Origin of the sequence: Pedobacter cryoconitis, from assembly GCF_001590605.1 — a bacterium.
Lineage (GTDB): Bacteria > Bacteroidota > Bacteroidia > Sphingobacteriales > Sphingobacteriaceae > Pedobacter > Pedobacter cryoconitis_A.
In genome coordinates, this window is record NZ_CP014504.1 from 599,511 (window position 1) to 614,070 (window position 14,560).

Annotated in this window: 13 protein-coding genes and 1 tRNA gene; 8 read left to right on the forward strand and 6 right to left on the reverse strand. The window is 37.8% G+C overall.

Annotated features, from left to right (window positions below; translation table 11 throughout):
* Nucleotides 1–167 precede the first annotated feature (167 nt).
* From AY601_RS02595 to AY601_RS25495, 5 genes are all read left to right on the forward strand, one after another.
* A complete protein-coding gene (locus AY601_RS02595; protein WP_335340587.1) occupies nt 168–809 on the forward strand; it encodes a hypothetical protein in 642 nt (213 codons plus the stop codon).
* A complete protein-coding gene (locus AY601_RS26250; protein ID WP_335340588.1) occupies nt 806–1,084 on the forward strand; it encodes a helix-turn-helix domain-containing protein in 279 nt (92 codons plus the stop codon). The genes AY601_RS02595 and AY601_RS26250 overlap by 4 nt, the downstream gene beginning before the upstream one ends.
* A 181-nt stretch (nt 1,085–1,265) precedes the next feature.
* On the forward strand, nt 1,266–2,516 hold the full coding sequence (locus AY601_RS02600) for a cation:proton antiporter (RefSeq protein WP_068396008.1): 1,251 nt from the start codon (nt 1,266–1,268) through the stop codon (nt 2,514–2,516).
* A 270-nt stretch (nt 2,517–2,786) separates the two neighbouring features.
* Entirely contained in the window at nt 2,787–3,716 is a 930-nt protein-coding gene (locus AY601_RS02605) for a glycerophosphodiester phosphodiesterase family protein (protein WP_068396011.1), read from the forward strand.
* Nucleotides 3,717–4,283: 567 nt separating this feature from the next.
* Nucleotides 4,284–5,255 carry a carboxymuconolactone decarboxylase family protein gene (locus AY601_RS25495; RefSeq protein ID WP_157287655.1) on the forward strand — a complete coding sequence of 324 codons (972 nt, stop codon included), beginning with the start codon at nt 4,284–4,286 and terminating at the stop codon, nt 5,253–5,255.
* A gap of 173 nt (nt 5,256–5,428) precedes the next feature.
* Here the strand turns inward: AY601_RS25495 and AY601_RS25500 are convergent, their stop codons facing one another.
* Entirely contained in the window at nt 5,429–5,620 is a 192-nt protein-coding gene (locus AY601_RS25500) for a hypothetical protein (RefSeq protein ID WP_157287657.1), read from the reverse strand.
* A 312-nt stretch (nt 5,621–5,932) separates the two neighbouring features.
* On the opposite strand from AY601_RS25500, the gene AY601_RS02615 reads away from it, so the two are divergent.
* Entirely contained in the window at nt 5,933–6,370 is a 438-nt protein-coding gene (locus AY601_RS02615; RefSeq protein ID WP_068396014.1) for a hypothetical protein, read from the forward strand.
* A 467-nt stretch (nt 6,371–6,837) separates the two neighbouring features.
* On the opposite strand, the gene AY601_RS02620 is transcribed toward AY601_RS02615, so the two are convergent.
* The 4 genes from AY601_RS02620 to AY601_RS02635 form a co-directional block, all read right to left on the reverse strand.
* Entirely contained in the window at nt 6,838–7,284 is a 447-nt protein-coding gene (locus AY601_RS02620) for an IS3 family transposase (protein ID WP_068396017.1), read from the reverse strand.
* 112 nt (nt 7,285–7,396) lie between these two features.
* On the reverse strand, nt 7,397–8,194 hold the full coding sequence (locus AY601_RS02625; protein WP_068396020.1) for a Fic family protein: 798 nt from the start codon (nt 8,192–8,194) through the stop codon (nt 7,397–7,399).
* 68 nt (nt 8,195–8,262) lie between these two features.
* Nucleotides 8,263–8,349, reverse strand: a tRNA-Ser gene (locus AY601_RS02630).
* 67 nt (nt 8,350–8,416) lie between these two features.
* Nucleotides 8,417–10,495, reverse strand: coding sequence for an HD family phosphohydrolase (locus tag AY601_RS02635; protein ID WP_068396023.1), 2,079 nt, complete (start codon nt 10,493–10,495; stop codon nt 8,417–8,419).
* Nucleotides 10,496–10,623: 128 nt separating this feature from the next.
* Here AY601_RS02635 and AY601_RS02640 point away from each other — a divergent pair, with 128 nt between their 5' ends.
* On the forward strand, nt 10,624–11,955 hold the full coding sequence (locus tag AY601_RS02640) for a sigma-54-dependent transcriptional regulator (RefSeq protein WP_068396026.1): 1,332 nt from the start codon (nt 10,624–10,626) through the stop codon (nt 11,953–11,955).
* A 26-nt stretch (nt 11,956–11,981) separates the two neighbouring features.
* Nucleotides 11,982–12,524, forward strand: coding sequence for a YfiT family bacillithiol transferase (locus AY601_RS02645; RefSeq protein ID WP_068396029.1), 543 nt, complete (start codon nt 11,982–11,984; stop codon nt 12,522–12,524).
* Nucleotide 12,525: 1 nt separating this feature from the next.
* Here the strand turns inward: AY601_RS02645 and AY601_RS02650 are convergent, their stop codons facing one another.
* Entirely contained in the window at nt 12,526–14,547 is a 2,022-nt protein-coding gene (locus AY601_RS02650) for a cation:proton antiporter (protein WP_068396032.1), read from the reverse strand.
* Between the last annotated feature and the right edge of the window lie 13 nt (nt 14,548–14,560).

A 14,560-nucleotide genomic window follows, 5' to 3' on the forward strand; every position in this document is an offset into this window, starting at 1 on the left:
TAGCTCGCTATATAAAAGCTTTTGGAAGCAGACATCATACGGTCTGAAGCTTAGGATAGTGAGACTGGAATTAGGGTTGGTTTTTTGCTGAAAGGCCAAAAAAGTGTTCTGATTTAAATCCTTGCGCTCAGATTTTTTTCTTAGTTTGTAATATTGAAGATTTGAACATGGCCAACCAACAAATACAACGTATAAAATCCATCAGCGAATATCACCGGCTCAGGGGCCTGCATCAACCTGAGCATCCATTAATCAGCTTGGTGGACTATGCGGCCATGAAAAATTCACCCGACAACAACAAAATAAGCTGGGTATATGATTTCTATTTCATTGCCTTGAAGAAAAATATGAATGCCAAATTCAAATATGGTCAGCAGGATTATGATTTTGACGAAGGTGTTATGTTTTTTATTGCTCCGGGACAAGTTTTCAGGATTGAAGTGATGCAGGATGCCCCGGATAAATCAGGATGGATGTTATTGATCCATCCTGACTTTTTATGGAATTTTACACTGGCAACCACTATAAAAAAATATGAATATTTTAGCTATTCTGTTCATGAGGCTTTGTTTCTATCAGAAAAAGAAGAGGCTGTAGTTTCGGGAGTTATCCAAAACATTCAGCAAGAGTATCATGCTAATATTGATACATTCAGCCAGCAAATTATCATTTCTCAAATCGAAGTGCTGCTGAATTATTCCCAACGTTTTTATCACCGCCAGTTTATTACCCGCAGAATTGCAAATCACAAAGTCTTCTGGATCAACTGGAAGCTTTACTGGATCAGCATTTCAGCAGTAATGCGATGATCGAAGGACTACCTACCGTTCAATATATTGCGGGGCAGCTTAATCTTTCCGCTGATTATTTAAGCACTTTACTGAAAGTAACTACCGGTCTTAATACGCAACAGCATATACACGAAAAACTGATAGAAAAGGCAAAGGAAAAACTAGCGGGCACTGTGATGTCTGTAAGCGAGATCGCTTATGAATTAGGATTTGAACATTCACAGTCCTTTAGCAAGCTGTTCAAGTCCAAAACCAATCTCTCGCCAAGGGAGTTCCGGCAATCCCTGAGTTAAGGATCGGTTCAGGAGTTTAGAAAGACTTTAAAAGGGATGGGGGTAAGCTTAAAAATATCGTGTTCAAGGGGCACTGGGCTGAGGGAAATATAGCGCAATAGTAATCATTGAGTAATATCCATCCGGTTTCTCCCAACAATCCTTAAAGTTCACTGTTGTCCCTTGTAAATTATAAAAGAGAATGGAGCAATATCTGGTTATACTTACAATTATAGGAGTAGGAATTCTTGGAATGGCCTGGATGCCCTCTTTTACTGCCAAAACCAAGATATCTTATTCAATTGTTTACCTCCTGATCGGTATGCTGCTTTACAGTATTTTTGATTTCCTGCCTGCTCCGAACCCAAGAACACATGGTGAATTTACGCTTCACCTCACAGAACTGGTACTTATTGTCTCACTGATGTGCACAGGGCTGAAAATCGACCAGAAATTTTCATTCAGGACATGGATAATTCCGTTCAGACTGATCACCATTACTATGTTCCTTTGCATCGCAGCAGTTGTAATAATAGGTATCTATTATTTTAAAATGCCGCTATCTACTTCAATATTACTTGCTGCAGTGCTTGCACCTACTGACCCTGTATTAGCTACCGATGTGCAGGTAGGAGACCCCAATGAGCAGGACCGTGACAATGCTAAATTTTCCCTCACTGCCGAAGCTGGTCTTAATGATGGCATGGCCTTTCCGTTTGTGTGGCTTGCCATTGCGTTGGCCATGACCTCAGGAGGTGACACTTCCTTTTTGGTTACCTGGGCATTGAAACATGTATTTTACCAGATTATTGTTGGTATACTTTGTGGATTCTTACTGGGTAAATTATTAGGTTATATACTCTTTACACTTGCTGAGAAATACGAAAATTTCGTCACTCAAGATGGCTTTGTGTCTGTCGCAGCAACCCTGGTTGTTTACGGTGCTACTGAAATTACTCATGGATATGGATTTATTGCCGTATTTGTTGCTGCAATCACACTTAGAGCTTACAAAAGAGATCATAAATATTATAACCGTTTGCATGCATTTTCAGATCAGATTGAAAGAATCCTTGTCGCCATTATGCTGATTCTCTTTGGAGGAAGTCTGGTACGTGGGATTATGAACAGTCTGACCTGGCCAATGGCGGCATTTGGGATTGTCTTTATCTTTGTTATCCGGCCATTGTCCGGGCTGATCGGTTTAATTGGCACAAAACTCAAAATCCAGGAGAAACTGGTCATCAGTTTCTATGGTATTCGTGGAATGGGATCTATTTATTATCTGGCTTTTGCTTTTGGAACCACCTTTTTTAAAGATCAGGATGCCCTTTGGTCAATTATAGCTTTTATTGTACTCATTTCTATTGTTATACATGGCATTACTGCTGGCTTTACCTTTAGAAAGCTTGAGCAAGTATTGCCTGAGGACAATGAAATAATTGCCAGATAATTCTTACTCAAGCTTTAAATTACTAGTTTGTTTTACCAGGGACAGTTTGATTCCGGAAAATATTCTTCACTGTTGGTTATTGAGTCAAAGCAAAGATAATTATAGAAACTGATTGTAATTTTCTGGAAGGGGATGCCTGGTTTTTAATAAGATGATAATGATATATTAATATCAATTCTACCACATATAGACCAGCGCTGCTTACTTTTGCGGCGAAGGAAGAATTGTCTTTTGTTATTTATATCGTTTCCTTCTGGTCAAATCAAAAATATGAGAAAATTAAAAAATCTGAAATCTGCTTTATTCTTATCCGTTGCAATGGGTACAATCCTGGTGTTTGTGAGTATGAAAACTATTGTACCCCGATTGAAACCGGACGTATTTTATACTGTAGGCCATCGTGGCACAAGGGGTCTGATGCCTGAAAATACTATTCAAGCGATGAAAAAAGCAATTGATCTGGGTTCCAATACTATAGAATTTGATATACATATCACAAAAGATGGGCAGGTCATCGTATACCATGATTTCTCATTTAATCCTGAGTATACGCTTTTGCCAAATGGTAAAGAATTTACTGAAGGAGACCGTAAACAATATACCTTTTACCAAATGAATTATGCAGATATCCGCAAGTTTATCATTGGTGAGAAAAAATATTCATCTTTTCCACAACAAAAGCAAGTGGCGTGTTATACACCTCTTCTAAGTGAATTGATTGATTCTGTAGAAACATATACCAAAACCAATAAACTTCCCGGAGTTAATTATTTGATAGAGATTAAGTCTAATCCGTTGACTGATGGTTTTGAACAGCCTGTCCCTGAGATTATGGTAGATAAGATGATGGCCGTAATCAATACCAAAGAAATAAGTAAAAGGTTTATCATCCAATCTTTTGATATACGTCCGTTAAAAGTAATGCATCAAAAATATCCTGAAATCCCTGTGGGGCTTTTAACATGGGACCGTAAAATCAGTATGGCTGAGAATCTGTCTAATATGGGATTCAGTCCTGATTTTTATAATCCTCACTATGGGATGGTTACTCCGGAGCTAATTGATTCCTGCCATAAGAAAGGTATGCTGATAGTTCCGTGGACAGTGAATGAAATTGCTGATATGCAGCGGATAAAAAAGCTTAAAGTGGATGGGATTATAACTGATTATCCAAACTTTTTTTCTGATCTTTTGAAGTAAAGAGCTGCCGCTGATAAGATGTTATTTCAAGGGTTATGCAATCACTTGCTATTTGTTATATATATTCCTGTATCACTTACCAATATTCCTGATTAGCTGGATGAAGTGATCTTTTAGCAGATTCTTATCGTAATTTTGATGTAGAAGATTTGCTAATGAAACCAATAACGAAGCTTGAAAGTGTAACTCATTTTAATGAAGAAAGGGGGCAGGAAGCTTTCCACCCCTTAATTACCTTATTAGATCAAATCCAATAAGGGTACACCGCTTCTTATCAGATCTGTACATTGTTTTTTTTAAGCATGAAAAATGTGCTGACATAATCTATGGTCGCAGTCCATACGATTATCAAGAAGAATCGCTTCTGTTTATAGCACCAGGTCAGCTTGCGGGTTTTGAGGAGGACGGTACAGTGATACAGCCTAACGGCTGGGCCCTTGCTTTTCATCCCGATCTGATCAGAGGAACAAATTTGGGAAAGACGATGAGAGACTACCATTTTTTCTCTTATGATATTCGGGAGGCATTACAGTATCAACAAGTAAAGCACAGAAAAAAGATAATCGCATGGCGGCATTAAATACACATCAGCAAACCTTAGCTGCAATAGCAGCGCTAACTGCAACTGGAAATTTATCAGAACTGAAATCTGCTTTGAACAACGGACTCGATGCAGGTCTTACTATCAATGAAGTAAAGGAATCACTTGTACAATTGTACGCCTATTGTGGTTTTCCCAGAAGCCTGAATGGTATGAGTACATTGATGACCGTGTTGGCAGAAAGAAAGTATAAAAATATAAAGGATCTGGAAGGTAAAGATGCTACACCTGTAAAGGATAGCAATAAGTATCAATCAGGAAAGCATAATTTACAGCAATTGACAGGAGTTGAAGAGAAAGGGCCCAAAACCGGAGTTAATGCTTTTGTACCAGTAATTGACGTTTTTTTGAAGGAGCACTTATTTGCTGATATCTTTAACCGTGATGTTTTGAATTACCGCCAGCGGGAATTTATTACTATTTCAGCATTGGCCGCAATGCCAGGAGTAGAGCCTCAGCTGAAAGCTCACCTATTGATGGGTAAGAACACAGGTATAACTGATACACAGTTAACGGATCTTGCCAATGTGATCGAAATAAACGCTGGCAGAACACAGGCAAATATTTTAAGAAGGCTGATTGATAAGCCTGAATTACCTGTCGTACAGTTTGATATGATGGTGAGGATATCTGAAATAGAAATTCTTCCAGAATATCTTGAAGAATATAAGCGTATTCTTCAAGAGGAATCATCACAGTCTGTAAAAATTGAGCCTGGTGTAATTTCGATCCTCCCGATGTACCAGAAAGAAAATCCAATGCAGTTCAGGCTTTTGGAGATCTATGCCAGTGCGGCTGCTTATCAATCTCATTTGCAGTCAGCGCATTTCAAACATTACAAAACTACCACCTTAAAGATGGTGAAAACATTGAAGCTGGTAGATATGGCTACGCTGGATCCTGAAACGATTGAATTCATCTTTGAAAAACTAAAGTAAAACGTTAATTTTTATTCAGCAGCAAGACTGGCTCACTTTTGAAAATGTTCCCTAAGCCTCCTGATAGGCAGATATCGGGTAGCTCTTGTTTGGTGGTAAGTTTTATCACAACATCATAAAATTTCTTAGATTACCTGATTTATAATCGATAATATGGTCGCTGTTCCAACTTTTTAACGGGTCATAGCTTTGGCACTTGAAACTGCTGTTACAATTGCGCCTTTGGCTACTGCATGATTAAAGTTAAAATTAGGTGTAAATAGTTGGACATCTTTTAAGTTGTTGAAAGATTTAAGCAAAGCATTCTCAGAAACAACCTTCTTGTATTGTTCGTACAATGCTTTCGGGATTAATCGTAAATTCATTTTTCCATATAGTTTTTCCTTTGAGAAAGGGGATTAGCTTCGCTGATTCCTGGGGGGGGTGACCTCCCCCGAAAATCTCTACTTTATAAAAGTCCGGTTTTACGGGGAGAAGTCAATATAATTTACCTGACTAATTTTATTATGACCTATCTTGGGGCGGATTACAAGAAACTTCCGCATTTAAAAATTTCAGCCAAGCTGTACAACAAAGAATTAAAGATGTTATTAAAATAGAGCAAAGCGGAGAAGATACCAACGGCAATAAACGTACTCCTAAAGGAGATACTAAGGGAGGATGTTAAATTTTAAAATATGAAAATCTTAATCAATGTAGCTGCGATTTTTACCTTAATAATTCTAAATTCTAGTTGCTCTACTAACCAAGGATTAATAAAATCGAAAGAAGGAGCTTACGAGATCATTATAAATAAAAGTTCTTCAGATAACGACCCGGTAATTTCAGGGCATGTCTATGAATTTGGAACAAAGGATCCTGTTCTCGCGGCGTTTGTATGGAATGACAAGCATTACGATGTTAAAACCCAAGTTGATTTAAAAGGCAGATTTAGGTATACAACTAAGCCAGGTAAATATAAAACACATGCAAGTTTTGTAGGATTCAGGCCATCATTGACAAAGTCATTTGTAGCTTCAAAAGGAGATACAGTTTATATAGACTTCTATTTGAAGCTTGATACATCTGGTTTTCCCGATCCTGTAATTAAAGCGAGAAAAAGTCAAAAAAAATAAATCTTCTTAAAAAAACTACATCAAAGGGGTCTAAGGTAAACTTAGATCCTTTCTTCTTTGTAGATCCGAGATAAAAATCTTTCTATTTCTGATAATCAGAGGTTGATGCTAAATACAAAAACTATGATTAATACAAAATTAATTCGATCAATAATTTTAACTGCTCTAGTGTATTCTGCTTTTACAGGATGCGTAACAAAGCAATGATTAATAGAAAAGACACTAGGTAATTATGATATACATATATCAAAATCCAATTCAACTAAAGGCCCTTTTGTTTATGGTGATATAAAGGAATATAAGACAAATGACCTATTGAATGGTGGTATAATCAAAATTGATAATAAGATCATTAACAAAGTAAATAACGCGGGTAAATTTAAGTTCAACATCAAATCGGGAAGACATACTTTTACTAGTATGCTTATGGGATACTATGGAATTGCAACAATAAAGTAGACATTCGGTTAAGCTGCAATATTTTGTTTGTTTAAATTTCTTCCGAATTCCCCTGGGGACAAGTATCCCAGTGCAGAATGTAGCCTTTTGCGATTGTACCATGTTTCAATATACTCGAATACGATACGCGCTGCTTGGTCTTTGTCAGTGAACTTATACTGGTAGACATATTCAGTTTTAAGGAGCTTAAAGAAGCTCTCAGCTACTGCGTTGTCCCAGCAATTACCTTTTCGGCTCATGCTCCTGATGATTAAAAGATTTTTTTCCAAGAAGCATCGGAATTCATTGCATGCATATTGAACTCCACGATCAGAATGAAAGATGAGTTGCTGAGTAACTGGTCGTCTTGATTGTGCCATTTTGAAGGCAGGGATTGCGGTGTCATTTGCTTTGATCGTTGTACTTAGCGCCCAGCCGATGATTTTTCTATCCCCCAGATCAATCTCCGTTGTCAAGTATAATAAGATTCAATAATTTCTAAGGTTCCGGAGACCCTCGTTTTGCTCGTAATAGAGCGTGTTTTATAAGCCAAGTAATGGGTTGAGTATTTATAATAGTTTCTGGCTCTTAATCTTTTTCCGTAACAGACTTTGGTAGCATCAATAAAAAGGATAAAGCTTTTGAATAATCCAGATCAGGATATTCCAGACCTAATGCTCTTATATTATTGTAATAAGTCGCATGTTGCATATAGTAATATTTCTCGGACTGGATAAACCAAGCTTTATTTCCTAATTTCTGAGCAAGAAACCATTTCTCAAACAAACGTCCACTGCGCCCGTTGCCATCGTTCCAAGGATGTATTTTTACAAATACTAGATGGATCATGCTGGCAAAAAAGAAAGTCTCTGATATTGTTAGTTCAGTATTCAATAATATCTCCAGATCAGTGTACAATTTATCCATTTCAGACGGCACTTCAAAAGGAGAGGCGGCTACGTATTCAATACGTCCATCTTTTGTCGTTACAAACATATTCTGATTCCTGAACTTTCCCAGCCAGTTTGTAGATACGATGTGTCTGGCTAAAAGGGAATGCATTTCTGCAAACGTTTCTTTGTCTGGTCTGTTTTCTGAAGCAAATTGATAAGCAATATACAGATCGTCTATTTTACGGGTATAATCAGGTTGAAATTCAATATGGAAACGTTTATGTTTAATATAGGAATCCAATTCTATAGCTTCTCCTTCAATTTTGCTGGAATAAACAGAAGCTACTGAATTATAAAAACTAAATTCCTCTGTAGAAAGAGGAGCATCTTCCAATTGATTAAATGCTGTAAATAAGGCTTCCTCGTTAACAGTTGTCTTGTACTGTTCAAGCAAGTCTTTTGGGATGATTTGTAAACCCTCAATTACCAGCATGTTCCTGAATTTAGTTATAAAACAAAAAAAGCTTTAAATCTAGATTTAAAGCTTTTTAGGTATTTCAGCGGAGGAAGAGGGATTCGAACCCTCGGTACCGTTGCCAGTACGACAGTTTAGCAAACTGTTCCTTTCGGCCACTCAGGCATCCCTCCGTTTAAATTTGTTACCCGTTTTCCGGGGTTGCAAATATAGTAATACAATCATTAATTCAAAAATATTTTACACATTTTGTAGGTAATCTATACGCACATGATAGATGCTCATAAGCATCGTCTTGAATATCAGCTTTATAGTTTCTATATCTTTTAACGTTAAATCGCAATTATCTAATTGATTTTGTTCCAATTTGTAATTAATGATGCGTTCAACCAGATCATTTATGTTTTGGGCGTTAGGATTTTTGATACTTCTTGAGGCTGCTTCGACCGAATCGGCCAGCATTAACACCCCTGTTTCCTTAGAAAAAGGGATAGGACCAGGGTAACGGAAGATATTTTCGTCCACAAATTTCTCTGGAGAATTCTTCAGGAAGGACTGGTAGAAATAATCTACACGTGTATTTCCATGGTGCGTTCTGATAAAGTCAATCACACTTTCCGGCAATTGATGTCTTCTGGTAATTTCAATTCCTTTATGGACGTGCTTAATGATAATCTGTGCGCTCTGTTCGTAAGGTAATTTATCATGCGGGCTCAGGGTCGTATTCTGATTCTCTATAAAATATTGAGGATTCTCAATTTTACCAATATCATGGTACAAAGCACCAGCTCTGACCAGCAGGGAATTTCCACCGATTTTGAAGATTGCTGCTTCAGCTAAATTCGCTACCTGTAACGAGTGCTGGAATGTACCCGGGGCTTTAAATGCAAGCTCTCTTAATAGCTTGTTATTTGTGTTTGTCAGCTCGATTAATGCAACATCAGAAGTAATACCGAATACACGCTCAAAAGCATAGATCAGTGGATAAGCTAATAAAGATAAAAGTACACTGATAATGAAAGGAACAAAGTTCATCCACTCAATTTCCTGGAACGAACCATCCCTTAATAAGGCGATTCCGACAAAACAGATAAAATAAGCCGTTAAGATGAATAAAGCAGATAATAACAATTGCTCTCTTTTGATCAGGTTTCTGATACTATAAATTGCAACCATACCCGCAGTCACCTGGTAAAAGACAAATTCAAAACTATTAGGGACAAAGAAGCCCGCTATCAGGATAACAAGCAAATGCAGGTACAAGGCAAGGCGTGTATCAAATAATATCCTGATGATGATCGGAACGATACAGAACGGGATATAATAAAGGCTAGGCAGGTTAAGCTTGATAGACCAGGTCAGTGCAAGCAGCAGCATGGTAATGATCAATAATAACAATGATAACTGCCTGTTATCACTAAAAATATCTTTTCGGAACATCGAAAGGAAGACCATCAATAAACTCAGGATAAAACCTACCAATAAGATCTGGCCCAGGTAAACTAACTTGCTATCCCCAATAGTCTTGGTTTGTGCTTCATACGTTTCTTTGAAAGATTGAAGCTTCTGAAATACCTCATCATCGATCACATTATTTTTAGCGATGATCAATTCTCCTTTTTGAACCATTCCACGAGTCGTAGAAAGGCTGTTTATGGTGTTATTTTGTACAATTGCAGTCAACTTCTCATCAAAAACAATGTTTGGTTGTAAATGATCCTCAACCAGGTTCATCACGACCTCTTTTTCTTTGACTTTAGTCGAAGTAAAAGTTGTATTGAAATAATCAAGCGCTGTTTGTACCGTAAATGCATCCTGTGTGCTGATTGTCTTTGAAATATTATTATTTAACAGCGAGATATCGTAATACTTGCGGCCTTTCTGATGCTTCGGATTGACTGCTATAATTCCCTTTTCATAAATGCTTTTTAATAATTTAAGCGAGGCTATTTTATTCGGTATTTTTTCTTCTTCAGGAAAAGCATTTCCACGCCATTTTACATCAAACTCATTGCTATAAGCTTCTTCAACTGCCGTATATAGCTCAGGACTGTACCGGTAAATTGGAAGGACGTTCTCCAATGCGTCCTGTTTATCTGTGGTAACCTGCGGATTAGTCTTCAAAATGGCGAAACTAAATGGAGAGACAAGGTCTTTGTTCAACCAAACTTTACCCTTTTGAAATTCATACCTGAAACGCGGTTGTTTAGGTAAAAAGAACGTAATGATAAGTACAGTCAGCACCATCATAATATATTTAATATTAGAAGAATACTTTCTGTAAAGGATTTTATGGGAATTCTTTTTGATTTTAGCCAAAATGGTGAAGGTTTTTTATTGTACAAAAATAAGATTTTTTAATGAATATGACCGTGTTACCAATAAATACGGGATCAAGCTTGATTACATCTGTCTTATTATAACTATTTTTGATGAAATTTTTAACCATGCAGCAAAGTGTCCTGATTATTGATGATGAAAAAAAGATATGTAGTCTTTTAGCAAGAATTATAGAATTAGAAGGATTTACAGTGTATCAGGCCAATACAGGGAAAGAAGGACTTAAGGTGCTGGCTAATCAGGAAGTCCATGTAGTGATCAGTGATGTGAAACTACCGGATGTAAATGGCGTAGAGCTGGTTAAACAAATTAAAGAGATAAAACCTTATGCAGAAGTTATCAATCTGACTGCTTTCGGAACCATTCAGGATGGTGTAAAAGCGATGCGTAACGGTGCATTTGATTACATCACTAAAGGAGATGATAATGATAAGATCATTCCATTAGTCTATAAAGCGATGGATAAGGCCAAACTCCAATACAGAGTCTTTGAGCTGGAATCTAAAATACAAAAGCAATACGATTTCAATTCTATACTTGGACAGTCCAAAACTATTTTAGCAGCGGTAGACCTGGCCCGCAGAGTTGCGCCAACAGACACGACCGTATTACTGCTGGGAGAAACGGGGACAGGTAAGGAAGTTTTTGCACAAGCCATACATTTTGAAAGCGAGCGCAAAGTAAAGCCATTTGTTGCTCTAAACTGCAGCGGCTTTAATCCGGACCTGCTCGAAAGTGAACTGTTTGGGTATAAACAAGGAGCTTTTACAGGAGCTCAGAAAGATAAAAAAGGATTACTGCAAGAAGCAAATGAAGGAACACTCTTTTTGGATGAAATAGGAGAAATGAACCTTGATTTACAAGCTAAACTTTTAAGGGTACTGGAAAATCAAACCTTTATCAAAGTAGGGGATACCCAAACCACTAAAGTAAATGTCCGGATTATAGCTGCAACGAACAGGGATTTGAAAACCGAAGCAGAAGAAGGCCGTTTCAGGCTGGATCTGTTTTACAGGTTATCTGTCTTTTCCATAGAGCTTCCTTCTTTAAATGAAAGAAAGGGCGATGTACTGCTGATTGCGAAATATTATCTGAAGCAATTTGCTGCTAAAGTAAATAAACCAGACTTTACGATGGATGAACAGTTTAGCGAAAACCTGCTTAACCATGTTTGGAAAGGGAATATCAGAGAATTGAAAAATGTCATAGAAAGAGTAGTCATTCTATCTGACGGTCAAATCCTGAATGCAAGTTTGCTCCCTTATGAATTTCACCATGGCGCAGCTGAAGGCGACGGGATGAAAATGGAGACTGTAGAAAAAATGCATATCATTAAAGTATTAAAGTATACAGGTAATAATAAAACTGAAACCTCCCGTTTACTGGGAATAGGATTAACTACGCTTTATCGTAAACTGGAAGAATATCATATCTCTTAATCAATTATATAAACTTTAGCCATTCAATGATAGCGAATTTTAATGAAGAACATGCTTTCCCGATCGGGCGTTATGTTCCAGCCGAAACTTATACACCACAATCCCTTAACTCCTGGATAAATTCTATCAAATCTCTCCCTTTGCTACTGGATTATTGTATCGAAAACCTCGATGAAGCACAATTGAATGTACCCTATAGAGAAGGGGGCTGGAATACCATACAGGTAATTCATCATATAGCCGATAGTCATATGAACGCCTATATCAGGTTGAAACTGGCGCTGACAGAAGATCGTCCTACCATTAAACCTTATGAAGAACAACTTTGGGCAGAGTTGCCTGATGTTACGGATGTGCCTTTAAATGTTTCCATCACCCTGGTACACGCTTTACACCGCCGCTGGACATCTTTGCTATTACAAATGACAGATGAGGACTGGAAACGTGAATATCATCATCCCGCATCTGATACTTATGTCCCATTATGGCAGATGACAAGTCTATATAACTGGCACGGCAAACACCATGCTGAACAGATCTTATCATTGCGTAAAAGAATGGGCTGGTAGCTTAAAGCTGCGGATAAATCAGCAGTTTAGTCTGTGACTCAAATAGATGTTCCAGTTTACGCTGCGTATAAGTAAGTGAAAGCAAGTAAGTTGTTTCCAGCTTTCTATCCAGCACAACAATCATGAAATCATCAGGCATGATCCTTTCCTTTAATTTTCTCCAGTCTTTCCAGATTTCTGTGGAATCGAATTTAAAACTGACACTCGATTTCATCAGCAGTAACGCATGTTCAATATGTTTTTTCGTAGACTCGTCACAAAAGCAATCTACAGATAGACTCAGCTCAACACTCAGTTTACAAACCTTGGCAAGCCATACTTGCATATTCTTCTCCATTAAATAAGCTGGTGGACAAACCAATTGGATGCTGGTATGTACAGTAATCGGCTTATGCAAATGCAGGATAAATAAATTTGCTGGTGAGTTTTCAATCAGTGCAGCAGACTTGTCTCCTAAAAACTTATCAATAACGGTGTTCTTCCTCGGCCATCCGCTAATGATAATATTCGCAGATTTTTCCTTGGCAATCCGCAGCACACCACTCGAAACGTTGTGATCCAAAGTAGCAATCACTTTGACCATCGTATCATTTCCAGAAGCATATTTGGCAGAATCATTCAGCTTTTTACGGGCGATAAGCAAGTTTGCCTGTGCATTATCACTATCCGGCACAACTGACAATAAATTAATGGGCTGATCAGAATTCTTATCTTTAAACAATACTGCAAGATCCAGCATGGTGTTCATATTGTTGAAATCTGCAATAGGAATTAAGATATTCTCTTGATTTTGAATCATCTCCGGCCCAGTAAGCTCTTCTTCAGAAACAATGTTCCTGCTAGCTTTCTCCGTTGCAAAAGAAGCAAATACGCAAGTAACCAGGATCAGGATAATAGTTCCGTTCAGGATATTGTCATCAATAATTTTTGCCTGGTAACCCACTAAGATAATCGCTAATGTAGCCGCCGCATGGGCACTGCTTAAACCGAAAATAAGCAAACGCTGGTTTTTAGTATACTTGAAAATCCACTGTGTTAGAGTAGCCGAAAAATATTTACCAACTATAGCAACTACTGTTAAAGCACCAGCAACAATCAAGGCATCAGGCCCCCTGAAAAGTACACGTAAATCAACAAGCATCCCCACGCTGATCAGGAAAAAAGGGATAAACAAAGCATTACCCACAAACTCAATTCTGTTCATCAGGATAGACGAATGGGGAATCAGCCTGTTTAAAGCCAGCCCAGCTACGAAAGCTCCGATAATAGGTTCGATACCCGCAAGCTGCGCTAAGAAAGCAGAGAAGAAAACGACCGATAAAACAAAAATATAGTGAGAAGTCTTTTCACTTTCCAGTTTAGTAAAGAACCATTTCGCAATTTTTGGGATGACAATAAATACCGTTGCAGTAAAAATAGTCAGGGATATAGCCAGCTGAATCCAGAAAGAACTGTTCAGCTCACCCTCCACAGAACCCATAATCACGGCCAGGATAATTAACACCGCAGTATCTGTCAGAATCGTACCTCCAACAGTAACCGCTACCGCTTCATTTTTAGCAATTCCGAATTTATTGACAATAGGATAGGCTACCAGCGTATGCGTAGCAAACATGCTTGCCGTTAAAATGGAAGTCAGTAAAGAATAATGCAGCAAATAATAGCAGACCGGAAAACCAATTAAAATAGGAACAGCAAAGGTCAGAAACCCGAATATAAAACTCTTGTGCTTTTTCTTCTTAAACTCTGCCAGGTCAAGCTCAATACCCGCAATAAACATGATGTACAATAAACCGATGGTTGCAAAAAGCTCTATCGCAGAGTTTTTCTTCAGGATATTGAAACCATTGGGGCCGATCAGGATTCCGGCGATAATAAACCCTACAATGCCAGGGATTTTGATTCTGCCCAGTAAAATCGGGGCAATCAGGATAATAAACAGTAATAAAGAAAATATCAGTACCGGATTGGTAAAAGGAAGCTGGAACTGCTTGGTGATATGGTCAAAAATATTTGTGTGCATATATTCATTATGA